The sequence below is a fragment of the Pseudomonas sp. TZ252 genome (genome assembly GCF_056110345.1).
This window is the reverse complement of the sequence record NZ_CM148566.1, coordinates 823,472-846,041: the sequence shown is the minus strand read 5'-3', so window position 1 is coordinate 846,041 and position 22,570 is coordinate 823,472. Positions and strand designations below refer to the sequence as shown.

The 22,570-nt window shown below is 67.8% G+C and carries 29 protein-coding genes; 23 read left to right on the top strand and 6 right to left on the bottom strand.

Annotation, left to right across the window (positions count from 1 at the left end; all coding sequences use genetic code 11):
- Window positions 1-2 precede the first annotated feature (2 nt).
- From ACYAF3_RS03990 to ACYAF3_RS03965, 6 genes are read left to right on the top strand one after another with little or no spacing between them, the layout of a single operon-like run.
- Entirely contained in the window at window positions 3-395 is a 393-nt protein-coding gene (locus tag ACYAF3_RS03990; protein WP_026353018.1) for a nuclear transport factor 2 family protein, read from the top strand.
- Window positions 392-793 (top strand): cupin domain-containing protein, encoded by a 402-nt coding sequence (locus ACYAF3_RS03985; RefSeq protein ID WP_088928742.1) that lies wholly within the window; start codon window positions 392-394, stop codon window positions 791-793. The genes ACYAF3_RS03990 and ACYAF3_RS03985 overlap by 4 nt, the downstream gene beginning before the upstream one ends.
- Window positions 790-1,089, top strand: coding sequence for a DUF1330 domain-containing protein (locus ACYAF3_RS03980; RefSeq protein ID WP_024889585.1), 300 nt, complete (start codon window positions 790-792; stop codon window positions 1,087-1,089). The genes ACYAF3_RS03985 and ACYAF3_RS03980 overlap by 4 nt, the downstream gene beginning before the upstream one ends.
- Window positions 1,082-2,044: an alpha/beta hydrolase family protein gene (locus ACYAF3_RS03975; protein ID WP_088928741.1), complete on the top strand. Its 963-nt coding sequence runs from the start codon at window positions 1,082-1,084 to the stop codon at window positions 2,042-2,044. The genes ACYAF3_RS03980 and ACYAF3_RS03975 overlap by 8 nt, the downstream gene beginning before the upstream one ends.
- Entirely contained in the window at window positions 2,041-3,285 is a 1,245-nt protein-coding gene (locus ACYAF3_RS03970; protein WP_169518324.1) for an MFS transporter, read from the top strand. Before ACYAF3_RS03975 ends, ACYAF3_RS03970 begins: the two co-directional genes overlap by 4 nt.
- The gene (locus ACYAF3_RS03965) at window positions 3,282-3,419 is read left to right on the top strand and encodes a hypothetical protein (RefSeq protein WP_176392680.1); all 138 of its coding nucleotides are present in this window, start codon (window positions 3,282-3,284) and stop codon (window positions 3,417-3,419) included. Before ACYAF3_RS03970 ends, ACYAF3_RS03965 begins: the two co-directional genes overlap by 4 nt.
- Window positions 3,420-3,481: 62 nt before the next feature.
- Here the strand turns inward: ACYAF3_RS03965 and ACYAF3_RS03960 are convergent, their stop codons facing one another.
- From ACYAF3_RS03960 to ACYAF3_RS03950, 3 genes are read right to left on the bottom strand one after another with little or no spacing between them, the layout of a single operon-like run.
- Window positions 3,482-4,051, bottom strand: coding sequence for a peroxiredoxin (locus ACYAF3_RS03960; protein ID WP_020649397.1), 570 nt, complete (start codon window positions 4,049-4,051; stop codon window positions 3,482-3,484).
- Window positions 4,052-4,055: 4 nt separating this feature from the next.
- Window positions 4,056-4,559 (bottom strand): GNAT family N-acetyltransferase, encoded by a 504-nt coding sequence (locus ACYAF3_RS03955; protein WP_052151668.1) that lies wholly within the window; start codon window positions 4,557-4,559, stop codon window positions 4,056-4,058.
- Between the two features lie 6 nt (window positions 4,560-4,565).
- Complete coding sequence (locus ACYAF3_RS03950; RefSeq protein ID WP_029578117.1) at window positions 4,566-5,480, bottom strand: LysR substrate-binding domain-containing protein; 915 nt, start codon at window positions 5,478-5,480, stop codon at window positions 4,566-4,568.
- Between the two features lie 181 nt (window positions 5,481-5,661).
- Between ACYAF3_RS03950 and ilvE the strand changes: the two genes are divergently transcribed.
- Window positions 5,662-6,639 (top strand): branched-chain-amino-acid transaminase, encoded by a 978-nt coding sequence (gene ilvE / locus ACYAF3_RS03945; protein ID WP_009463302.1) that lies wholly within the window; start codon window positions 5,662-5,664, stop codon window positions 6,637-6,639.
- 65 nt (window positions 6,640-6,704) lie between these two features.
- On the opposite strand, the gene ptsJ is transcribed toward ilvE, so the two are convergent.
- Entirely contained in the window at window positions 6,705-8,006 is a 1,302-nt protein-coding gene (ptsJ, locus tag ACYAF3_RS03940; RefSeq protein WP_029578116.1) for a MocR-like B6 salvage transcription factor PtsJ, read from the bottom strand.
- Between the two features lie 70 nt (window positions 8,007-8,076).
- Between ptsJ and ACYAF3_RS03935 the strand changes: the two genes are divergently transcribed.
- From ACYAF3_RS03935 to ACYAF3_RS03915, 5 genes are read left to right on the top strand one after another with little or no spacing between them, the layout of a single operon-like run.
- Window positions 8,077-8,880 (top strand): YggS family pyridoxal phosphate-dependent enzyme, encoded by an 804-nt coding sequence (locus tag ACYAF3_RS03935; protein WP_052151667.1) that lies wholly within the window; start codon window positions 8,077-8,079, stop codon window positions 8,878-8,880.
- Complete coding sequence (locus ACYAF3_RS03930) at window positions 8,877-9,593, top strand: glutamine amidotransferase (protein WP_024889577.1); 717 nt, start codon at window positions 8,877-8,879, stop codon at window positions 9,591-9,593. The genes ACYAF3_RS03935 and ACYAF3_RS03930 overlap by 4 nt, the downstream gene beginning before the upstream one ends.
- Window positions 9,590-10,432: a PfkB family carbohydrate kinase gene (locus ACYAF3_RS03925; protein WP_474727494.1), complete on the top strand. Its 843-nt coding sequence runs from the start codon at window positions 9,590-9,592 to the stop codon at window positions 10,430-10,432. The genes ACYAF3_RS03930 and ACYAF3_RS03925 overlap by 4 nt, the downstream gene beginning before the upstream one ends.
- Window positions 10,429-10,704, top strand: a complete 276-nt coding sequence (locus tag ACYAF3_RS03920; protein WP_024889575.1) for a hypothetical protein — start codon at window positions 10,429-10,431, stop codon at window positions 10,702-10,704. The genes ACYAF3_RS03925 and ACYAF3_RS03920 overlap by 4 nt, the downstream gene beginning before the upstream one ends.
- 37 nt (window positions 10,705-10,741) lie before the next feature.
- Complete coding sequence (locus ACYAF3_RS03915) at window positions 10,742-11,650, top strand: LysR family transcriptional regulator (protein ID WP_021205427.1); 909 nt, start codon at window positions 10,742-10,744, stop codon at window positions 11,648-11,650.
- A gap of 103 nt (window positions 11,651-11,753) precedes the next feature.
- On the opposite strand, the gene ACYAF3_RS03910 is transcribed toward ACYAF3_RS03915, so the two are convergent.
- On the bottom strand, window positions 11,754-12,641 hold the full coding sequence (locus tag ACYAF3_RS03910; protein WP_474727492.1) for a PhzF family phenazine biosynthesis protein: 888 nt from the start codon (window positions 12,639-12,641) through the stop codon (window positions 11,754-11,756).
- A 61-nt stretch (window positions 12,642-12,702) separates the two neighbouring features.
- The gene (locus ACYAF3_RS03905) at window positions 12,703-13,440 is read right to left on the bottom strand and encodes a LysE family translocator (protein WP_474727490.1); all 738 of its coding nucleotides are present in this window, start codon (window positions 13,438-13,440) and stop codon (window positions 12,703-12,705) included.
- Window positions 13,441-13,547: 107 nt separating this feature from the next.
- Between ACYAF3_RS03905 and ACYAF3_RS03900 the strand changes: the two genes are divergently transcribed.
- The 11 genes from ACYAF3_RS03900 to ACYAF3_RS03850 all read left to right on the top strand — a co-directional run bounded on the left by ACYAF3_RS03900 (window position 13,548) and on the right by ACYAF3_RS03850 (window position 22,570).
- A complete protein-coding gene (locus ACYAF3_RS03900; RefSeq protein ID WP_474727489.1) occupies window positions 13,548-14,159 on the top strand; it encodes an RBBP9/YdeN family alpha/beta hydrolase in 612 nt (203 codons plus the stop codon).
- A gap of 2 nt (window positions 14,160-14,161) precedes the next feature.
- Complete coding sequence (locus tag ACYAF3_RS03895) at window positions 14,162-14,368, top strand: DUF1737 domain-containing protein (protein ID WP_474727487.1); 207 nt, start codon at window positions 14,162-14,164, stop codon at window positions 14,366-14,368.
- 13 nt (window positions 14,369-14,381) lie between these two features.
- Window positions 14,382-15,017, top strand: coding sequence for a LysE family translocator (locus ACYAF3_RS03890; RefSeq protein WP_474727485.1), 636 nt, complete (start codon window positions 14,382-14,384; stop codon window positions 15,015-15,017).
- Between the two features lie 12 nt (window positions 15,018-15,029).
- A complete protein-coding gene (locus ACYAF3_RS03885; protein ID WP_474727483.1) occupies window positions 15,030-15,788 on the top strand; it encodes a sulfite exporter TauE/SafE family protein in 759 nt (252 codons plus the stop codon).
- Between the two features lie 214 nt (window positions 15,789-16,002).
- Entirely contained in the window at window positions 16,003-17,379 is a 1,377-nt protein-coding gene (locus tag ACYAF3_RS03880; RefSeq protein WP_474727482.1) for a CoA transferase, read from the top strand.
- Between the two features lie 44 nt (window positions 17,380-17,423).
- Window positions 17,424-18,635, top strand: coding sequence for an MFS transporter (locus ACYAF3_RS03875; protein WP_474727480.1), 1,212 nt, complete (start codon window positions 17,424-17,426; stop codon window positions 18,633-18,635).
- Window positions 18,632-19,225 carry an AAA family ATPase gene (locus ACYAF3_RS03870; protein WP_474727478.1) on the top strand — a complete coding sequence of 198 codons (594 nt, stop codon included), beginning with the start codon at window positions 18,632-18,634 and terminating at the stop codon, window positions 19,223-19,225. The genes ACYAF3_RS03875 and ACYAF3_RS03870 overlap by 4 nt, the downstream gene beginning before the upstream one ends.
- A gap of 204 nt (window positions 19,226-19,429) precedes the next feature.
- Window positions 19,430-19,867, top strand: a complete 438-nt coding sequence (locus ACYAF3_RS03865; protein ID WP_474727476.1) for a TIGR03757 family integrating conjugative element protein — start codon at window positions 19,430-19,432, stop codon at window positions 19,865-19,867.
- The gene (locus tag ACYAF3_RS03860; RefSeq protein WP_474727474.1) at window positions 19,864-20,814 is read left to right on the top strand and encodes a TIGR03756 family integrating conjugative element protein; all 951 of its coding nucleotides are present in this window, start codon (window positions 19,864-19,866) and stop codon (window positions 20,812-20,814) included. The genes ACYAF3_RS03865 and ACYAF3_RS03860 overlap by 4 nt, the downstream gene beginning before the upstream one ends.
- Window positions 20,815-20,825: 11 nt before the next feature.
- Complete coding sequence (locus ACYAF3_RS03855; protein WP_474727473.1) at window positions 20,826-22,223, top strand: integrating conjugative element protein; 1,398 nt, start codon at window positions 20,826-20,828, stop codon at window positions 22,221-22,223.
- Window positions 22,220-22,570 carry a hypothetical protein gene (locus ACYAF3_RS03850; protein ID WP_474727471.1) on the top strand — a complete coding sequence of 117 codons (351 nt, stop codon included), beginning with the start codon at window positions 22,220-22,222 and terminating at the stop codon, window positions 22,568-22,570. Before ACYAF3_RS03855 ends, ACYAF3_RS03850 begins: the two co-directional genes overlap by 4 nt.

Below are 22,570 nucleotides of genomic sequence, written 5' to 3'. Positions count from 1 at the left end.
CCATGACGACACTCTCTCATGATCAACTCCGGGCCCATGCGCTGGCCTGGATCGACGACTGGAACCGGCGCGACGTGCCGGCGGTGCTGGCCGCCTACGCCGACGATGCACTGTTCGTGAGCGCGCTGGCCCAGCCCTATACCGGTGGCACGCGGGTACAAGGCAAGGACGCGCTGCGCCGCTACTGGCTGGCCGCGCTCGCCGACAGGCCGGACCTGCGGTTCGAACTCATCTCGGCCATCTGCGATGTCGAGGCGCAGACCGTCGTCGTCCATTACGTGGCGCAGGCCTGCGGCAAGCGCACGCGCATGTGCGAGATCATGCGCTTCGAGAACGGGCGGCAGGTCCATGGCGAGGCTCTGCACGGCGTCCCCGCCGAGGAGGACACGCCATGACGGCACTGCTGCGCGCCGTCCGGACCGACGACGGCAACCGCTATGACTGGGGTGGGGTCTGCCTGGGCTGGCGACTGCTGGAACTGCAACACATGCAGGTGCGGCAGGAATGGATGCCCGCAGGCGGCGCCGAAGCACCCCACTGGCACGCCAGGGCGCACCAGTTCTTCTACGTGCTCAGTGGCCACCTGCGCCTGAGCACGTCCGACCAGGACGTGCTGCTGGCAGCCCGTCAAGGCGTGCATGTCCCGGCCGGCACTCGCCACATCGCCGCCAATGGTGGCGACGAGGACGTGAATTTTCTGGTGTTCTCCAGCCCCAGCACGCAGGGCGACCGCATCGAATCGACCTCGGCCGCCGAACCGGATCGCCATCGCGACTCGGAGCCTGCGTCATGACCGTTTTCGCCATTGCCCAACTCACCATCCACGACCGGACCGCCTACGACCGCTACCAGGCGCGCTTCATGGAGGTGTTCCGCCACCACCGGGGACGTCTGCTGGCCGCGGACGAGCAGCCTCGCACCATCGAAGGCACCTGGCCGCACCAGAAGCTCGTGCTCATGTCCTTTCCCGACGAAGCCGCCTTCCATGACTGGGCGGAATCGGACGAGTACCAACGCATTGCCCAGGATCGCATGGCCGGCGCGCAGGCCGTGGTGCTGCTGGTCCAGGGTCTCGCTGTGAATGACTGAGCCCATCGACATTCGCGCCGCCGACGGCTATGCACTGGGTGGATTCGCCTGGCGCCGCCCCTGCGATCCACGACGCCCGCATCCGGTCGCGGTCATCAACGCTGCCACCTCGGTGCGCTGCCGGTACTACGGGCGCTTTGCCGACTGGCTCCACAGCCACGGATGGGACGTGGTGACCTACGACTACCGCGGCATCGGCGAATCGCGACACCGTGGGCTGCGTCGGCTGCAGGCCGACTGGATCGACTGGGGGCAGCACGATTTCGAGGGTGTGCTGCAGTACCTCGCCTGGCGATTCCCCGGCCAGCCGATCGACGTGGTCGGCCACTCCGCTGGGGGCTTCGTGATCGGGCTGGCCGCGTCCGCACACCGCGTGCGGCGCATCTTCACCATGGGGGCGCAGTACGCCTACTGGCGCGACTATGCGCCCGCCGCACGCCGCGCCATGTTCCTGCGCTGGCACGTGGCCATGCCGCTGCTGGCGCGGGTGCTTGGCTACGTGCCAGCCAAGCGCCTGGGATGGATGGAGGACACGCCCAAGGGCGTGGCACTGGACTGGGCACGCATGGGTCCCCGCTTCGAGGGCACGGTGCGCCGAGGCCGGGAGACACTGGAAGGTGAGCCCGAAGCCGAAATGCTGGCACGGCGCTTCGGCCAGGTGCGCGCACCGATCCTGGCGCTGGGCATCGAGGACGATCCATTCGGCACGGTACCGGCGCTGGACCGCCTGCTGGATTACTACACCGGCAGCGAGCGCCATCACCTGCGCTTGGCTCCCGCGGCCATCGAGCAGGCCGAAATCGGCCATTTCGCCTTCTTCCACGAGCGCTTCCGCGAGGCGCTGTGGCCCCTGGCGCTGGACTGGTTGCGTACCGGCGAGCCACCAACCCACCCACTCGGCGCACTGAAGCATCGACCTGCGGACGATCCGCAAGCAGCGGGAGCCACGACATGAACACGAACCTCGCCCCCTCGACAGCATCGGCAAACGAGCGCCGATCGCTCTGGATTCCGATCCTGGCCGGCGGACTGATCATGGGTTTGGCCCTCGGTGTGCGGCACGTGCAAGGCTTGTTTCTGCTGCCGGTGACGATGGATCGCGGTTGGTCGCGCGAAATGTTCGGTTTCGCGATGGCGGTGCAGAACCTGACCTGGGGTCTCGCCCAACCCTTCACCGGGATGATTGCCGACCGCTACGGTTCGGCCAAGGTCATCGCGGGCGGGCTCGTGTTCTATGCGCTGGGGCTTTTCTTCATGGTTCAGGCGCACAGCCACGTGGCCTTTGTTCTGGGCGCTGGCGTGTGCGTCGGCATCGCGCTGTCGGGCACGGCATTCGGTGCGATCTACGGCGCGCTCAGCCGCCTCGTGCAGGCTGAGCGCCGCAGTTGGGCACTGGGGCTGGCCGGCGCCATCGGTGGCCTCGGGCAGTTCGCCATGGTCCCGGTTGCGCAGGCCTTGATCGGCGGTTGGGCCTGGACGGGTGCGCTGCTGATTCTGTCAGTGGTCATGGCGTTGCTGCTGCCGCTGGCGTTCCCGATGCGCGACGCAAGCATCTCGAACGCGGTGGTCGGCACGGAGCTGTCGATGAAGGCGGCGATCGGTGAAGCCTTCCGCCACCGCGGCTTCTGGCTGCTGAACCTGGGCTTCCTGGCCTGTGGCTTCCAACTCGCCTTCATCGCCACGCACCTCCCAGCCTACCTGCTGGACCGGGGCCTGGCCGCTACCGATGCCGTCGCCGCGCTGGCGATCATTGCGCTGACCAATGTGGCCGGCACCTACCTGCTGGGGCTTTGGGGTGGCACGCTGCGCAGGAAGTACCTGCTTGCAGGCCTGTACCTGGCGCGCACGGTGGCGATGGCCCTGTTCGTCCTGCTGCCGCTCAGCACATGGGGCGTTTACCTGTTCGCTGCAGTGATGGGGTTCCTCTGGCTCGGGACGGTTCCGCTGACCAATGGCCTGGTGTCTCAGATCTTCGGCGTGCGCTACATCACCACATTGTTCGGTTTCGTCTTCTTCGGCCACCAGTTGGGATCATTCTTCGGTGTCTGGCTTGGTGGCCGCATGTTCGAGGCAACTGGGTCATACCTGAGCATCTGGCTGCTGGCGATTGCGCTGGGCCTGCTGGCGACGGTTCTGCACTGGCCGATCGACGACAGGACCATCGTTCGCGCCGATCCACGGTTGGCGACTTCATGAGGCAAGACCGCGAATGGTTCAGGCGCTGGGCACCGCTGGCTGTGCTGCTGGCTGCGGGCGTGCTGGTGTTCCGCGCCTGGCTGTCGATGGAACTGCTGTGGGTGTGGTTGGAGCAGTGGTCCTTCTGCGGGTGAGCGGGACCTGACGAGAACTTCGCACGACCATGAGCGCTGATCGTGTCGCTGACTGGCCAAGGTCAAGTGGCTGGCCGTTGCCTCAACCATGCGACGACATCGTCGGCATTCCGGTCCGGCGGGAACACAGGATAGAACACATGCTCGATCACGCCATCGCGCGCAATCAGGGTCAGTCGCTTGAGCAGTGCCAGGCCTTGCACCTCGAAGACCGGCAGACCGAGCGCGGTTGCGAATGAAAGGCGGTTGTCGGACAGCAACGGGAAAGGCAGGTGGAGGCGCGCCACCGCCTCGCATTGGTACGCGGTGTCCTGCGTCGACACGCCGAACAATTGGGCGACGCCCAAGGACTTCAGTTCGGCGAAATGATCCCTGAAGGCACAGGATTGCGGGGTGCAGCCCCGTGCTCCTGGAATCTCGTCCCAGCCTGGAGGCAGTGCGATATCCGGCCGGCCCGTCATCGGGAAGAGATAAAGCACCGTGCGTCCGCGCAGGCGCGAAGGGTCGACACGGCCACCATCCGTCGATGCCAGTTCAAGCGTGGGCAGGCGCATGCCCGCGAGGTGGCGGGCGCCGCCATCATCCTCCGGCTGCGGAAGACGCGACCAATCGACCTGCTGCAGGTTATTCATGGCTTCACCACCGCTCGCTACCGGCCAGCCAAAGCACGTAGCTCTTCCAGCCGGCGGGTTCGGCGAAGCGCGCGTAGGCCCGGATGGCATCGGGGTTGTCCTCGGGGACCAGCCAGCGCAGATGGATCCAGGCGCGTGATCGACCGGTATCGGCGATGGCCGCGATGAGCCGCTGAGCGAGTCGTTTTCCGCGCGCGGCGGGCAGGACGTACAGGTCGTCGAGCTGGCCCGACCGCCCTCCGGAGATCGCCTCGGGCAGATCGAAGAACACTGCGAAGGCGACGAGTTCGTCGCCGAGAAAGCCACCCAGCACTTCCGCGATCGGATCGGCGATCAAGGCATTGGCATGAGCCAGTGCATTCGCCCCGGCGCCTTGCCCGTGGCGCATCTCGTCGCCATAGGCGGCCAGCAGGGAGGCAAGCGCAACGGCTTCATGGGCAACGAGCCGTCGAAGCGTCACATCGTCATCCGGCGGTGCTTTCTGGTCTTTCGGATATGCGGTATTCATACGTGTCTATGCTGTCCGCGCTTCTGGGTTCCGAGTTCCGCTTTCCGACTGACATTGCTCGCGCAGCCAGCCGCGCAGGTTATCCAGCCGTCGATCCTCGGATAGCGCCTCGGGATAGACGAGCCAAAAGCCGACACCCGCGCTCACGGGGTGGTCGAAGACCGAGGCCAGGCGTCCGAGCCGGACGGCACTCTCGGCCAGTTCGCAGACGGCGATCGACACGCCAGCCCCATCGGCGGCCGCCTGCATCGTCAGGCCGCCCGAATCCACGCGGGTCACGACAGCCGGCTCGAACGGCCCGCCGGGCAGGCTGTCCATCCAGCGCTGCCAAGTGAGGCAATGCCGCGAAACGAACAGGTTGGCGCGCGCGACCTGCTTGAGGCGTTCCCGGCGCGAGCCGGTGGCAAAGCCCGGGCGCGCGTACAGATCGATGGTGGCCTCGAACAACAGGTCGGCCTGCAGGCCGGCCCACTGGCCGTCGCCATACCAGATGCCGGCATCGGCCACGCCGGCGGCCAGATCCACGTCGTCCTGCGTGGTGGAGATGTCCAGCGAGAAGCCGCGCCGCTCGAACGGATACAGGCTCAGGCGGGGCGACAGCCAGTTGGTCGCGAAGGTCGGCAGCATGTTCACGCGCAGGGGCCCGTCGCGCCGCTCCTCGCGCAAGCTGCTCACGCCCTCGGCGATCAGGGCGAAACCCTCGTTGAGGCTAGGTGCCAGCCGGCGGCCGGCGCTGGTCAATTCCAGCCGCGTACCGATGCGGCGCAGCAGTTCGACGCCGAGCATGTCCTCCAGCGTGCGCAACTGGTGGCTGACCGCCGAGGGGGTGACCGCCAGTTCCAGGGCCGCGTCCTTGATCGAGAGATGGCGCGCCGCAGCCTCGAAGGCGCGCAAGGCATTCAACGGGACAGGGATGCGCATGGGGGATTCACCCTCCTGGAAGTCATTGGTCGTTCATGGACTCATTAAACCGGAAATCGTCGTCTCCACGCTCGCCGACACGAGGACCAAAACTCAGCATCGTCTGAGATTTGCTCACTCGTGCCGACGGCGAACCGGCCGCACACTGACGCCATCGACAACCTGTACAGCGGTGCGCACCATGCTCAATTCCCTTGACGATCGCGATGGCCTGATCTGGCTCGATGGCGAGCTGCTGCCCTGGCGCGAGGCGCGCCTGCACGTGCTCACGCATGCGCTGCATATGGGCGGGGCCGTCTTCGAGGGCATGCGCGCCTATGGCGGTCATGTCTTCCTCAATGCGCCTCACCTGGAACGCTTCCAGCAGTCCGCCGCGCTGCTGGACTACCACCTGCCGTGGTCGCAAGGCGAACTGACACAGGCCATCGAGGCGGTGCTGTGGGCCAACCAGCTCGACGACGCCTACATCCGCCCGGTGGCCTGGCGCGGCGCGGAGAGTGTTTCCATCGCTTCGCCGCGCGCCCGCATCCACGTGGCGATCGCGGCCTGGGACTGGCCCACGGCGGCGTCCCAGGGCCGCGCCGAGGAAGGCATCCGGCTGCAGCTGGCGAGTTGGCGGCGTCCCCGTCCTGACACCGCACCCACCGCGGCCAAGTGCTCGGGGCTGTACATGATCGGTACCCTTGCGCGCCATGCCGCCGCAGCGGCGGGCTGCGACGACGCACTGCTGCTCGACAGCGAAGGCCGGGTCGCCGAGACCACGGCAACCAACCTGTTGATGGTCCATGACGGGGTGCTGGTGACCCCATTGCCGACCTGCTTCCTCGACGGCATCACCAAGCGGCACGTGATGGGACTGGCGCGCCAGCGCGGGCTGCGGGTCGAGGAGCGGACCGTGACGCTGGACGAACTGCGCGCCGCCTCCGAGGTATTCACCGCCGGCACCTCGGTCGAACTGCAGCCGGTGGTGGCGCTGGTCGAGGATGCGGCGACCACCGAATGGCCCGTGGGGCCGGTGACGCGACAACTGATCCGGGACTTTCGCGCGTCCGTGACCGAGGCGAGCCAGGTCGGCCGGACGCTGCGGGAACGGGAGACCGGCTTGTTGGAACGGCGCCCGTGGCCCGCTCGCGTCGCCTCCGCCTTGCAGGCGCCGTAGCGCGCCATGGACCGGTACGCAGACGGACCCGCGAGAGGACAGGCACGATGCCATGCAGACTGGCTTCATACACGCCCCAGACAGTCGCGCAGTTGCGCGGCAAAGCGCGCCGCGTCCCCGGGTTCGAGCGTCGAGACCGTGACTCGCAGCGCGGGGGCCGCGGGCGCGATCGCGAAGGCATCGCCGGTTCGCACGGCCCAGCCGCAGCGTGCGAGGCTTTGCGCGGTGCGGTGAACGTCACGGTCTTCCGGCAACGGAATCCACACATTGAACCCGTCGCAGGGCTGCCTGGCGGCGATGCCCACGGCGCCGAGTGCATCGATCAGGGCCTTGCGACGCATGGCGTAGGCGGTCTTGGCCGCATGCAGGCGCGCCGTGGCCGCGTCGGATCCGAGCAGGCCGCGCACGGCCGCCTGCAGCAGGTGGCTGACCCAGGTCGTGCCGGGAGCCAGTCGCATGCCGAGCCTTGCGGCGGTCCCCGCATCGGTAGCGATGAAGGCCAGCCGCAGGTCCGGGCCGAAGCCCTTGGACACGGAGCGCACCAGCGCCCGCCGCGTGGTGGCCGCGGGCGCGATAGAGAAGTACGGCGTCTCGGCCAGCAAGGCGAAGTGGTCGTCCTCGATCACCAGCACGTGCGGATGGCGGGCGAGCACGCGGCGCAGTTCGCGGGCGCGCTGCTCGCTCAGGCCGCAGCCGGTGGGGTTTTGCGCCCTTGGTGTGCACAGCACCGCCTGGGCGCCATTGGCCAGCGCCGCTTCCAGCGCCTGCGGGCGCATGCCGTGCGCATCCATGGCCACGGGCACCGCTGCCAGGCCCGTGCTGTGCAGGATGTTGAGGCTGCCGAGGAAGCACGGGTCCTCCACCGCCACCTTGTCGCCGGCGACGAGGTAGGCAGCCAACAGACGCTCGATCGCATCGACCGCACCATGCGCCAGCACCAGACCGTCACCCTCCCGGAGATCCGCTCCGAACCACTGCCGCGCCAGCCGTTCGAGTGCTGGGTCGAGTACAGGCTGGCCATACAGCGCGGGCCGGTAGCCGCTGGCTGCCAGCGCCTGCAATGGATCGGGCAGCCAGGCCGGGTCCGGATTGCCGCTGGCCAGATCCGCCAGCGCCGAGCCGGGCTGCAGGCCCTCCTGCTCACCGAGACGCGCCGCTGGCCGGATCACCGTTCCGTTGCGCCCCAGCGTCTCGGCAATGCCTGCGGCCACCAGCTTCCGGTACGCGGCGGCGACCGTGTTGCGGTTGACGCCCAGTTGATCGGCCATCTCGCGCACGGACGGCAGTGTCTGGCCCGCGGCAAGCTGGCCCGCATGTGCCTCGCGGCGAATGCGCTCAAAGATGTCCGATGCGGTCTTTTCTGCCATTCCCGTTTGTCCCGTGACAATGTATATTTTGTCCTATGACAATGTTAGCAGCACGGAGAACCCCTTGTCCATGAACGCGCAGACGCATCCCTGGCCCACCGCACACAGCGTCGAGGACTTTCGGCGCAATCTGGCGGCGGTGCATCGGCGCATCGCCGATGCCTGCTCCCGCGCGGGACGCGATCCGTCCGATGTGCGCCTGCTGCCGGTCAGCAAGACCGTGCCGGAGGAGCGCATCCGTCTGGCTTACGCCGCCGGCTGCCGCGACCTGGGTGAGAACAAGGTGCAGGAGGCGCAGCGCAAGGCCGAAGCGATGGTGGATCTCGCCGACCTGCGCTGGTCGGTCATCGGCCACCTGCAGACCAACAAGGCCAAGGTCGTGGCACGCTTCGCCAGCGAGTTCCAGGCCCTGGACAGCCTGCGTGTGGCGGAGGCGCTGGACCGTCGCCTGCAAGCCGAAGGGCGCGCACTGGATGTGTTCGTGCAGGTCAACACCTCGGGCGAGGCCAGCAAGTTCGGCTTGCCGCCTTCCGAGGTGGCCGGCTTCGTCCGGGCGCTGCCGGGCTTCTCCGCCCTGCGCGTGCGAGGCCTGATGACACTGGCGCTGCTGTCGGCCGATCCGGCGCGGGTCCGTCCCTGCTTCGTGCTGTTGCGCGAACTGCGTGATCGGCTGCGCCAGGAGGCGCCGGCGGGCATCGGCATGGACGAACTGTCGATGGGGATGTCCGGCGACTTCGAGCTGGCCATTGAGGAAGGCGCCACCGTCGTGCGCGTCGGCCAGGCCATCTTTGGCGCTCGCGCGACGCCGGACAGCCATTACTGGCCCGACGACGACCGGGCTGCGACATCGACCGCATCGGAGCAGACCGCATGAAGACCGCCCTGGCCCTGCGCCACATCCATTTCGAAGACCTCGGCACGCTCGAACCGCTGCTGCGCGAGCGTGGATTCGACGTGCGCTACCTCGACCCCGCGACGGACGACCTGGCCGGTGAGGAGGCCGCGGCAAGCGATCTTCTCATTGCACTGGGTGGGCCGATCGGCGCCTTCGACGAGCGGGCCTATCCCTTTCTTGCCGACGAACTGCGTCTGCTCGAACGGCGCTTGGCCAGCGGCCGGCCGCTGCTCGGCATTTGTTTGGGCGCGCAATTGATCGCGCGCCTGCTCGGCGCCGCCGTCGCCCCCATGGGCTTCAAGGAGATCGGCTTCGGCGCGCTGACGCTGACGGATGCGGGCCGCCGCTCGGTGCTGGCACCGCTGGCCGGCGTGCCGGTGCTGCATTGGCACGGCGACCGCTTCGAGCTGCCTGAGGGCAGTGAACTGCTGGCGAGCACCGAAAGCTGCGTGCAGCAGGCCTACGCGGTCGGCAACCGGGTGCTGGGTCTGCAGTTCCACCTGGAAGCCGATGCCAGCCGAATCGAACGCTGGCTGGTCGGCCATTGCTGCGAGCTGGGCCAGGCCGGCGTCGATCCGCGCACGCTGCGCGCGGATGCCGAGCGGCATGGGGCAACGCTGAAGGCTGCGGCCCACCGCACGATCGGCGCGTGGCTGGACCGGCAGCAGGACACGGGGGGGCGTCCTGAATGACGGTGACCCAACCTGTGCCCATCGTTGTCATCAGCATCCAGTCCCAGGTGATCTACGGGCGGGTCGGCAACAACGCGGCGATTCCCGCGTTGGAAGCCTGCGGGCTGCTTACGACCGCGGTGCCGACCGCGCTGCTCAGCAACACCCCGCACTATCCCTCGGTCCATGGCGGTGCGGTGCCCGACGCGTGGTTCGCTGGCTGGTTGGATGACCTGGAGGCGCGCGGCATCCCCGCGTGCGCTCGCGTTGTGCAGGTCGGCTTCCTCGGCGCGCCGTCGCAGGCACGGATCCTCGCATCCTGGTGGTCGACGATGCGCGAGCGCCACCCGCAACTGCGCCTGCACCTGGATCCGGTCATTGGCGACTACGACCAAGGCGTGTATGCGGCGGCTGGCATGGCCGAGGCCTGGCGCACGCTGCTGATTCCAGAAGCCCACGGCCTCGTCCCCAATCGGTTCGAGCTGGAACAGGTCACCGGCAGAACGCTGCAGGGTCTGGCGGATTGCCGCGAGGCTGCCCGTGCGCTGTTGCGCGGCCCCACCCAATGGGTGGTGGTGACCAGTGTCCAGGATGATCCTGAAAGCGCCGTCGTCCAGACGCTGCTGGAGACGCGAGAGGGGGTATCGCGCCTCTTCGAGCATCCCCACGTGCCCTGCGTGGTGAAAGGGGCCGGCGACTACTTCGCCGCGCGCCTGACCGGCCATTGCCTGCTTGGCATAGAGATGCCTCAGGCCGTCGAGCGCGCCTGCGGCGAAACCGCCGAGCAACTGACCCGCACCCGGCGCCTGGGCTGGGAGGAAATGGCCATCCACGCTATGGCCGGGAGCGTCCGGCCATGAATGCCTACCGCCTCGTGATTTCCCGGCATAGCCGGCTGCTGGGTCAGTTCGACAGCGAAACGCCCTGGGCGGGCGACGCGATCCGCGACCTGCTACAGCGACTTCCCGAATGCGATGGCTATCGCACCGAACTGTTCGTCGCGCGCGAAGAGCGCCGATTGCTCGAAAGCGGTCCTGGCGGCCTGAAGGTCCTCGGCCGCGAGCTCTTGTTCCAACCCTTGCCGATCACGGCGCTGCTGTCTGGCACGGCGCCCGAGGAGCCGCTCGCGTGAATCAAGCTCCCGGCCTCATGTACGCGTAGGTGGCGCGATGGAGCTGCGACACCTGCGCTGTTTCGTGGCAGTGGCCGAGGAACTGCACTTCACGCGTGCGGCGGTGCGGCTCCATATCGAGCAGTCTCCGCTGTCGCGCACCATCCGGGAGCTGGAGTCTGACCTCGGCGCCACGCTGTTCGAGCGCAATCGGCGCGGCACCCAGCTCACCTGGGCGGGCCAGGTCCTGCTGGAAGATGCCCGCCGCGTGTTCGCGGTGCTGGAACAGGCACGAACCAACGTCCGGGCCGCCGCCACGGGCTATCGCGGCATGCTGCGCCTCGCGCTGTCGGACGGTATCGCGCAGACACGCCTCGCGGCACTCCTGGCCCTGTGCCGGGAGGAGGAGCCCGATGTGGAAATCCGCCTGTTCGAGACGCCGCTCGCATCGCAAGTGCGCGGGTTGCGCGACGACACTTTCGATGCCGGGTTTGCGCAGTCCGACGAGGCTGGAGAGGGCATCCTGTGCGAGGCGGTCTGGTCCGATCCCATCCTGGTGGCCATTCCGACGCGCCATCCTTTGCTGGCCTTCAGGCAGGTCCCTCTGGATGAGCTGCTGCGTTATCCGCTGATCAAGTGCCACCCGGAAACCTGCGAGGGCGCGTACCGGCAGATCAAACGGCTGCTCCGCACGGCCGCCATCCAGCCCCGGATCGCAGAGCGGGTCGCGACACTGGAATTGATGCTGACGCTGGTGGCCGCAGGCTACGGACTGGGTTTCGCCACGGCGGCGCAGATTTCGGTCTGCCGTCATCCCGAGATCATTGCGCGTCCCCTGTCGGACCCGTCGGCATGCATGACCACCTACCTGTTGCGGCCGGACAGTGAGCCCTCGGAACCGCTGCAGCACTTCATCGAACGCGCCATGCTCTCGCGCGACGACAGTCCCGCCGTCGATCCGATCTAGCCCTGGGCAACCGCGTTCCTCGCAGCGCAGACCTTCGTCGGGGACGCCGCGCAGGTGCCATGGCAAGCCATGGGCGACCGAGCAGCTGAACGTGCCGCCGCGTCTACAGATGCAGGGTGCCGCTGGCGACGGTCACGGCCTGGCCACCGACGCGCACCGTCAGTTCGTCGCCGTTTCGGGTCCATTCGACGTGGATCAAGCCATCGCGTCCCATCTCGATGCCTTGCTCCGCAAGGTAGCCACCCTGGAGAGCCGATGCGTGCCGGTGCCTTGCCAGGAATGCCGCGACACACCCGTTTCCAGACCCGCAGACGGGGTCCTCGGCCACGCCTTCGCCTGGCGCGAACGTGCGCAGGCGCAAGCGTACCGGCGCGTCGGCCTCGTGCTCGGCAAAGACGGTCACGCCGACAGCGCCCGATGCGCGGCAGCGTTCGGCGATGCGAGGCAGGTCGGGACGCAGCGACGCGAGGGCGGCGACGCTGCGCAGCTCGGCGATCAGCCACGGGATGCCGGTGGAGACGACTTCCACCGGCATCGCGGCCAGCATGTTCGCATCGCAGCCTAGCAGGGCCGACATTTCCCCAGGACCAATGGCCGTGTTGCGGAATTGCGGGCTGGCCTGGGTCATCCAGTAGATCGGCGGGCCCTCGGTCGGAACGACTTCGACAGGCACGATGCCGATGCCGCAGGCCTGCCGCAGCAGACTTGCATCGGCCAGGTCGCCACGGTGCGCACGCACCGCGCTCGCAGTGGCGATGGTGGGGTGCCCGGCGAACGGCAGCTCGCTGGAGGGCGTGAAGATGCGCACCCGATAGTCGGTATCGGGCGATTCCGGGGCCAGCACGAAGACCGTCTCGGACAGGTTCATCTCGCGCGCGATCCGCTGCATGGTCCGCGCATCGAGGTCGTCGGCATCGAACACGACGGCAGCCGGGTTGCCCCTGAGCGGCTGGCTCGTGAACACATCGACTTGCAGGAAGGATTTTTTCATCGCTTCTCCAGGTTCGGTCGCACCGCCTGTGCTCGATTGCGTGCGCGTGGTCGGGAATGAATCACGCGGCCAGGGCCTTGGCGCCGCTCCACGGTCTCCACAAAAGAATCCATGCGGCGAATCCGAGGAAGCCGATCCCCGCCAAGCGCGTGCAGCGCTGGCGCCAGACGGAAGTGCCCAATGCTCCCCGCACCCGGCTTGCGATGGCGGCATAGCCGGTCAAGGTGGCGCCGCTGAGGATCACGAAGATCGTGGTCAGGCCCATGAACTGAGGGATGAGAGCCTGGTCGGCCCGGATGAACTGGGGGAAGAAGGCGGTGAAGAAGAGGATCGACTTCGGATTGGATGTCGCCACCAGGAATCCTTCCTTTGCCAGCGCGAAGGCCTGCACCGGCCCTGCGTCATGGGCACCGGCGTCCGGCGGCCGTGTGTGTCTGCCCTGCACAAGCAGGCGAAGACCGAGGTACGCCAGGTAGGCGGCGCCGGCCAGCCGCAGTGCGGACATCGCGTGGGCGGATGCAAGCAGGAACAGGCCGACGCCCCACGCGGCCGCCGCGGAAACCACGAGCAACCCCAACATGTTGCCCAGCGTCGACCACAGGCTCGCGACCACGCCCTGGCGAGCGCCATTGCGCATCGCCAGCAGGATGGCCGGGCCGGGCGTAAGGATGGACAGCCAGGCCGCCAGGACGTAGGAAATCAGGAGTGGGATATCGGACATGGCGAACTCGGGGGGCTTCTTCGTCGGTTGTGAAGGAAGTGCACTTCGACGATAGCCAAGGCCATTCGAGCTGACCATTGAGCTTTTCTCGACGTTTGCTGAGACCTTCTCACTCGGCAATTCGACGCATCGGTCTTAAGGTTTCCAGCCAGACAACCTCACCCCGGATATCCGCGCACGCCACCATGAGCCACCTTCAGACCGTTCGCCTCTTGATGCTTCCCGGTATCGGCAATTCCGGGCCGGAGCATTGGCAGACGCGCTGGGCGTCGCGCCAGGAGCATGGCCGGCGATTCCAGCCTGCCGACTGGGACAGGCCGGACCTGGCCGACTGGCTGCAGGCACTCGATGCGGCCATCGACGAGTGCGGCGCGCCCGTCGTCTTGGTCGCACACAGCCTTTCGTGCCTGCTCGTCGCGCACTGGGCATCGCGGCCGGGAATCGGAGAAGACATCCAGCATCGGATCGCCCAGGTCCGGGGCGCCTTCCTCGTTGCCGTCCCTGACACCGGCGCACCGGCGTTTCCGGGCGAGGCGAGCGAGTTCGGCCCGCCACCGACCGAACCCCTGCCGTTTCCCGCGCTGGTGGTCGCCAGCAGCGACGACCCCTATGGCTCGCCGGAGCACGCCCGGCGCATGGCCATGGGTTGGGTAGCGGGATGCGTGGAAGTCGGCGCCCTCGGGCACATCAATGCCGCCAGCGGCGTGGGCGACTGGGACACCGGCTGGCATCTGCTGCAGGCATTCGGAGCGGGGCTGCGCGTCCAGATGCCGGCATCGAATCGACCGGGAGGGTGAGCATGCGCGCGTATCGCTACCTGACCGGCATCGACGACGCGGCGTTCTGCCACCGCGTCACCGCGGCCCTGAACAGCGGCTGGGAGTTGTATGGCGCGCCGAGCCTGACCTACGACGCGGCGCGTGGCGAAGTGATCTGCGGCCAGGCCATCGTCAAGACCATCGAATCGACGACGTACAGCGAGTCACTGGACTTGTCTGTGCTCTGACGGAGATCCCCTAATGGATGCATCGACTGCGATCCTGGGCTTCACGCTGACAGCGCTGCTGCTCACATTGACCCCCGGCCTGGACACGGCGCTGGTACTTCGCACGGCCGCTGTGGAAGGGGGGCGCAAGGCGATGAGGGCGGGCGGCGGCATCGTGACCGGCGTGCTGATCTGGGGGCTGATCGCGGCCCTCGGGCTCGGCGCGGTGCTCGCGGTCTCCCGACTCGCCTACACCCTGCTGCAGATCGCGGGCGCGGCCTATCTGCTCTGGCTCGGCTGGAAGCTGATCTCTGGCGCGCTCAAGAGCCGGCCGGCACTGCCCGCAGATGATCCGCCGCTCGTGCGTGGCGAGCGCTGGTTCCTGCGCGGTCTGCTGACGAATCTGCTCAATCCCAAGGTCGGGGTGTTCTACGTGAGCCTCCTGCCACAGTTCGTTCCCGCCGATGTGCCGGTGGTCGCATTCAGCGTGCTGTTGGCCGGCATCCACGCCGCGATGGGACTGCTCTGGTTCGCCGCACTGGTGCTGGCCACGCGGCCACTGGCACGCTGGCTGCGCCGGCCCACGGTGATGCGCTCGCTCGATGCGCTAACTGGCCTGGCGCTGATGGGGTTTGGCCTGCGTCTGGCCCTGTCCAGGCCGACGAGCTGAGGTGCGAGCGGCATGGACATCGGAACCTTCCTCCTGCTGGCCGGTGCCGGCATGATCGGCGGCATCTGCAATGCGGTGGCCGGCGGCGGCACATTCTTCACCTTTCCCGCGTTGCTGGCTGCCGGCGTACCACCCGTGGTGGCCAACGCCACCAGCGCGGTGTCGATATGGCCGGGGCATGCGAGCAGCCTGCTCGGCTATCGCAGCGAGCTCGGGCGCCACCGCGCCGCGTTGCGGCGCAGCCTGCCCGTGGTCGGTGCCGGTTCGCTGGTGGGCGCCGCACTGTTGGTGTTCACCGGAGATGCACAGTTCAGCCGTCTGGTGCCGTGGCTGATCCTCGTCGCGACCGTTCTGTTCGCCCTGGGACCCTGGCTGCGCCAGGCCATCGAGCGGCATGCTCGCGGTCAGGTGCCGCACCTGGTGGCGGCGGAAGCGGAGTTCCTGACCGCACTCTATGGCGGTTACTTCGGCGCCGGCCTGGGCATCATGCTGATGGCGATCCTGACCTTGCTGGGTGTGCGCGATGTCCAGGAGGCCAACGCCGTCAAGAATGCGATGGCTACCGTCGTGACCAGTGCCGCGGTGATGCTCTTCGTCGCCACCGGGTCCATCGCCTGGGCGCAAGGCAGCGCGGTCCTGCTGGGCGCGATCGTGGGGGGCTATGCCGGCGCGCGGTTGGCGCGCTGGATTCCGCCACTGGCGCTGCGTTGGACGATCGTGGCGACCGGCCTGGCGCTCTCTGCGTACTTCGGGCTGAAGGCAGGAGCATGATGGATCGTTTGCAGCGGGCGCGCGACGCCCACGCCTGTGCGAACACGGCGCTCCCCGGCATCGCCAATGGCGGGCGATGCTGCTTTCCGCGCTCCGCTGCGTTTGCGGACAACGCGGCGCCGACCCTGCCGCCCGCCTGGATCTGCCAACTCGACTCGACCAACGAGGCGCCGTGTCGATTCAGTTGGCGAACTTTCTGTGAGGAGTCCATTCGATGAATTCACTTGATGCACTGACCGCGCTCTGGTCGCTGGGCGGGCTGCCGCCGCAGGCGCTGGCCGGGATCGCGCTGACGGGCAGCGACCCGGTGTTCCCCTCGTCCTTCGCCGTCGGCACCGCCGCGCAGACCAGCATTGCCGCGGCTGCGCTCGCCGCTTGCGAACTCGGCCATGAGCGGGGTGCTCCGCGCCAGCGTGTCGCCGTGGACATGGCCCACGCCGCCGCCGAATGCACCGGCTGGTTCACGCTCGACGGCCAGGAGCCCGAGCTGTGGGACCCGTTCGCCGGCCTGTACCGCTGCGCCGATGGTCACGTGCGTGTCCACACCAACTTCCCGCACCACCGCGATGGCGCGCTGCGCCTGCTGGGCCTGGACCCCGCAACTGCCACACGCGCCGACGCAGAGCAGGCCCTGCTGGGTTGGAAGGCGCTGGACTTCGAGCAGGCCGCGGCCGACCACGCACTGGTGGCCACGGCGTTGCGCAGCTTCGCCGAGTGGGATGCCACGCCCCAGGGTCAGGCGGTGGCCTCGCAACCCCTGATGACCATCACCCGAATCGCCGATGCGTCACCGCGCGCACTGCCGCCCCTGGCGGCCGATGAGCGGCCGCTCGCCGGCCTGCGCGTGCTCGACCTCACGCGCATCCTGGCCGGCCCCGTCGGTGGGCGGGCGATGGCGTCGTTCGGCGCGGACGTGATGCTGGTCAACTCACCGAACCTGCCCAACATCGCCGCTATTGCCGAAACCAGCCGCGGCAAGCGCTCGGCGCACATCGACCTGCGCAGCGAGGCCGGGCGCGAAGCGCTGTGGCAGCTCCTGGAAGACGCCCACGTGTTCTCGCAGGGGTACCGGCCCGGCGGCCTGGCCGCGCTCGGCTTCTCGCCCGAGGCCCTGGCCGCGCGCCGGCCCGGCATCGTCGCCGTGTCGCTGACCGCCTACGGCACGCAAGGGCCCTGGGCCGACCGGCGCGGTTTCGATTCGCTGGTGCAGACGGCAATGGGCTTCAACCACGCCGAGGGCGAGGCGGCGGGCGACGGCAAGCCGCGCGCGCTGCCGATGCAGATCCTCGACCAGGCCAGCGGCTTCCTGATGGCTTTCGGCGCCGCCGCCGCGCTGTGGCGACAGTCGCGCGAAGGGGGAAGCTGGCACGTGCAGGTGTCGCTGGCGCAGACCGGGCACTGGCTGCGCGGGCTGGGGCGCATCGAAGAGGGCCTGCGGGCCGGCAGGCCGGACCTCAGCCCCTGGCTCGCCGACGAAGTCTCCGGCTTCGGCCTGCTGCGCGCCGTGCGCCCCAGCGCGCAAATGGCGCGAACACCGGCCGGCTATGCGCGACCGTCAGTGCCGCCGGGAACGGATCGCCCGAACTGGTGAGAGCTTGTCCGCAAGCCGAGAGTTGATACGGCCGGACCCCTTGAATGAGCAATATCCCAGGTCACCCCGGCGATGCATCGCGTGCCGCACCGATGCCTGCCACGTCAGCCTTGCCCTCCCATCTGCTGTGGACCATTGCCCTGGCGGCGGGCGCATCCGTGGCCAACAGCTACTACAACCAGCCGCTTCTCGGCGAATTGAGCCGGGAGTTCGCGCTCTCTGCGGGGACCGTGACCTGGCTGCCCGTGCTCACCCAGGCGGGCAATGCCCTGGGCGTGCTGTTCCTGGCACCACTGGGTGACCGCCTGGAGCGCAAGTCGCTCATCCTGCGAACGCTGGCGACGCTGGTGCTCGCCCTGGTGCTGGCAGCCGCGTCCTCCGGCTTCGTTCAATTGGCACTGGCGAGCCTCGCCGTGGGTTTGTGCGCCACCGTGGCGCAACAACTGGTTCCATTGGCCATCCACCTGGCGCCCTCCCACCGCAAGGGGCAGGTGCTCGGCGTGGTGACGGGCGGCATCCTGATCGGCATCCTGCTGGCCCGTGTGGTGAGCGGCTGGATGACCGAGCTTTGGGGCTGGCGGTCCGTCTTCGGTTTTTCTGCGGCACTGATGCTGGTACTGGGCTTTCGGCTGGCATGGACGCTGCCGGTGGTGCCGCCGTCCTCCGATCTCGGCTATGGACGATTGCTGCTGTCGATGTGGCATTTGGTGCGCAAGCACGCTTCCTTGCGCCAGGCTATGGCCGTCCAGTTCCTGCTGTTTGCCAGCATGATCGGCTTCTGGGCAACGTTCGCGCTCTGGCTGGAGCGGCCGCCGCTGCAGCTCGGCGCGGTATCCGCCGGCCTGTTTGCGCTGGTTGGCGTGTGCGGCGCGTTGGCTGCACCGGCGGCTGGCCGTTTTGCCGACCGGCGCGGACACGGCGCAGTCGTTCGTGCGGGCGCAGTGGGTACCGCCATGGCATTTGCCGTGCTGTACCTGGGGGGCTCATCGATCCCCGCACTCGTCCTCGGCATCTTCTTGCTCGACGTGGCCGTGCAGTCGGCCCAGGTGGCGAACCAGACCATGGTCTATGCATTGGATGCGGGTGCACGCAGCCGGCTGAACACCGTGTTCATGGGCACGATGCTGCTTGGCGGGGCCTTCGGCGCTGCTGCAGGCGGGTGGGCCTTCACCGCGCATGGATGGGCCGGGGTCTGCGCCTTTGGCATGCTCAGCACCACCATTGCGTGGGGCCTGTCTCTTCGGCTAAACCAATGATGACAAGTGAATTGACAAACCGTCTGCTGGTCGAAGCAAACCCTGACATGACGCCGATGCCACCTCAGGTGGTCATATCGGGGTGCTCCGGCGGCGGCAAGTCGACCCTGCTCGGGGAACTGCGGCGGCGTGGTCATGCGACCGTCGCCGAACCCGGGCGGAGGATCATCGCCGAGCAGATTCGACAGGGCGGCAACGCCCTGCCATGGACCGACATGGCGGCCTTTCTGCGCGAGGCGCTGAGCGTCGCCGCCATGGATCTCGAAGGCGCGGCACGGGACGCTGGTCCGGTTTTCTTCGACCGAGGGCTGATCGACGCCGCTGCAGCGCTTCAACGACTCTGCGGCGTACCGTTGGCGCACAGCCTGGGCGAATCCCGCCCTTATGGGCGGCTCGTGTTCCTCGCACCGCCCTGGCCGGACATCTATGGCGCCGACGAGGCGCGGCGGCACGGCTTTCCCGAGGCTGAGGCGGAGTACGCCCACCTGGATGCCACCTACCGGGCACTCGGCTACGAAGTCAGGTTGCTTCCGCGCGCCAATGTGGTCGAACGGGCCGACTTCGTTCTCCAAGCGATTCATCGCTGCTGAAGGCGAGACCAACTTGCGGCGGCCGCCTTGGCTGTCGATCTGAACGCGGCCTTGTCGCAGGCGCACTCGCAGGCACCGTTTGGGGTGATCACGCGATGACAGGGATGGCGAAAACGGGGCGAAGCGGTCTCCGGTTTGTTTGTCGTGTCGAAGCCGGATTTCGGTTCGACTGTCACCGGATTGGCTTCCCTCCGGTGTTGTCTCATGGACTCTTGCGCTGTTCCTCATGCCGCTCGCGCTCGCTCAGCATGGTTTGCTTCGGGCATTGCCATCCTGGCATTGGCCACCCGCGCCGCCGCAGCGGAAGTATGGGTCGTTACCGACTCGCATCATCCGGTCCATGGCCAGGCTGACCGACACCTCATCCTGGACGCGGCCGCGGTGCTCGAAGCGGAGCTGGCCGACAACCTGCCCACCGATCCTGAGCGCGCCAGCGCCATCGTCCAGCAACGCCTGAAGCTGGGCGGTACAGACCTGCAGCGAAGGATCGGCACCGCCTACCAGGGCATTGCCGACGCCTGGAGCCTTGGCGTCATCAAGGTTCCGGCCATCGTGGTGGATCGCCGATACGTGCTCTATGGCGAGACGGACGTGGCCCGTGCGGTAGCACGCATCGACCAATACCGGAGGACGCAGCCATGACGAGGCGTCCGTTCGCGCCATCCCGGCGCCAGCGGTTGGCCATCGCATCGCTGTTGCTGGTGTGTTCCGCATCGTCCTTTGCACTGAACACCGCCACCATCGTGGCCTCCACCCTGTCGCCGGATTGCCTGGCGTACCGCGTCACCGGCATCTGCTACTGGCTCTATTGCACCTGGACGGGATGCACCGTGCGCACCTCGGTCAAGGTGCGCCACTACATCCCGGATGCCGTGGTGTCGAGCTACTCGAACACCGGCGAGAACCCTTGGGTCGAGGTGCGGGCGATGAGCCTGCCGAACCCGACCGCGAAGGCCGGCGGCGACGGCACCACCAACGAAGATCACGAGAACAACCTGGCGAAGTTCAAGAACGCCGACGTCATCGGCCATCCCGGTGGCCATGTGTTCAGCCAGTTCGCCAGCTCCTCCGGCTACACCTGCGAGGGCGCCGGCACCGCCTTCATGCCCTATCTGCTGAGCACGCTCGACACGCTTGCATGGCGCTACAACATCCCCGAGGCGCTGTATCCGGAAGCACTGATTCCCGGCCGGCGCGAGATCGGCACGCGCACGGGCCTGAATCTCTGGGGCAACGTCTATCCGCGTGGCGGCTTCCTGCACCAGGTGGATGACCACAAGGCCGCAGCCGTGGTCGCCCAGCGCGCGGGTGACATCGTGACGCGCCGCAACCAGATCCACGTGTACCAGCCGCTGCTCGCCAGTTCGCGCGATGGCTACTGGCCGGCCGGCGCCCTGATGGAAACCGATGCCGCCACGGGCAAGTGGCAGGAGCTGACCCCCACGCTGTCCAGGAGTTGCGCGGTATTCCCCCACGGCAATGCCAAGGTGCAGGCCCGGCAAGGCGACTACGCCTGGGCATTGTGGCGTCCTTATAGCTGCTGCCAGCGCCGCGGCCAGATATTCCTCGGCAGCGTCGATTTCCTGTGAGGCCCGATGCCATGACGACTTCATTTCCGAGCGCCCGTCGATTTCTGTACGTCGCATTGGCCGTTGTCGCAGCGCTGAGCTACTCCAGCGCCGGGGCGCAGACCAGCGTCAACGAGTACGGCGTCCAGCATCAAGGCAGCGTTATCGGCGACGACGTGCTCTACAGCATTGGGGGCGGCCGCGCGGTATCCATGAGCGGTGCGGCCAACATGCACTCCATCGGCGTTGGCGTCGGCTGGAACAGCAACCTGATCTGTGGCGACATGAGCATCACCACCACGCTGCAGAACCAGTTGAACGGCATCACCAACGGCTTCCAGGCCATCATGTCCTCGGTGATCCAGAACGCCACCGCTGCCGTGGCGTCGCTGCCCGCGTTGATCATCCAGCGCGCCGATCCAGGGCTGTACAACCTGTTGACCAATGGGGTGCTGCAAGCCAGGTTGGATTTCGATCGCAGCAAGCTGACCTGCCGTGCCATCGCCAATCGGATGGCCGACATGGCGGGTGGGCAGCTCGGCTGGGACCAGCTCGCCGAAGGCATGGCGCTGAAGCAGGCCGTCGCGAGCACCGATGCGGTCTCGGCGATCGACGACGCCGAGGCGAACCGTGGCAACAATGGCGTGCCGTGGGTCGGCGGAGACAACGCCGGCGGCGCGGGCCAACGTCCGGTGCGTGTGGTCGGCGACGTGACCCGCGCCGGCTACAACCTGCTCAATGGCCGTGGCGTCGGCGATGCCAGTTCGATTCCGCAAGCCAGTTGCAGCGGCAACCTGGCATGCCAGACCTGGAGTTCGCCCGATGCCGCCGCAGCCTGGGCCATTCGCGTGCTGGGCGAGCAGGAGCAGCGCACCTGCGATGCATGCACCAAGACCGTCACCACGCCGGGCGTTGGCCTGACCCCGCTGATCCAGGAGGAATACGAGGACAAGCTGCAGGCCCTGCAGGAGCTGGTCGCCGGCAGCCGTCCGACCACGGCGCAGAACCTGCTGGCTGCGAGCAGCGCGTCGCTGCCCATCACCCGTGGCGTGATCGAGGCACTGCGCGACGAGACGGACCAGGACATCCTGGCTCGGCGCCTGGCCTCGGAGGTTGCGCTGGCCAGCGTGCTGGAGAAGGCGCTGCTGCTGCAACGCACGCTGCTGACCGGGCGCAAGGAGCCCAACGTGGCCGCCAACGAACTGGCCCAGAAGGCCGTCACCCACGAAAGCGACATCCTCGATCGCGAGATTCACAACCTGAAAGCAGAGCTGGAGCTGCGCCGCGAACTGGCCAGCAACTCGCCGATGGCGATCATCCAGCGCCACAGCACCCGTGCCGCCGGTGCGCGTGGCATCTACGAGGGTGACCCGGTGCGCAATCGGGTCGATGAACTGCAGCGGCCGCCGTCTGGCGGAAGCCATCCATGAATACCGTGGGGCGGTGCCTGCGCTGGCTGTCCAGCCGGCGTGCCATCCTGGTGCTGGTGTGGGTGGTGTCGCTGCTGATCGCCGCGACCGCCGTCAATGTGGTCGGCATCCGCATCGCGGGCGGCATCGAGGGCTGGCAACGCTGGATAGCGGCGCAATCCGGGGCCTTCCTGGCCTGGCGGTTGTTGCTCTACGCCGCCACCGCCTGGGGTTGGCTCTGGACGCGACGTCGCCTGCGCACGCGGGAGCCGGAGCGCGCTGCCGGGCAGCGGCTGCTGCGCGCGGAGATTGCGGCCATCGTCGCCGTGATCGTGCTGGAAGCCAGCCTGCTGATGCAGGCACGGTAG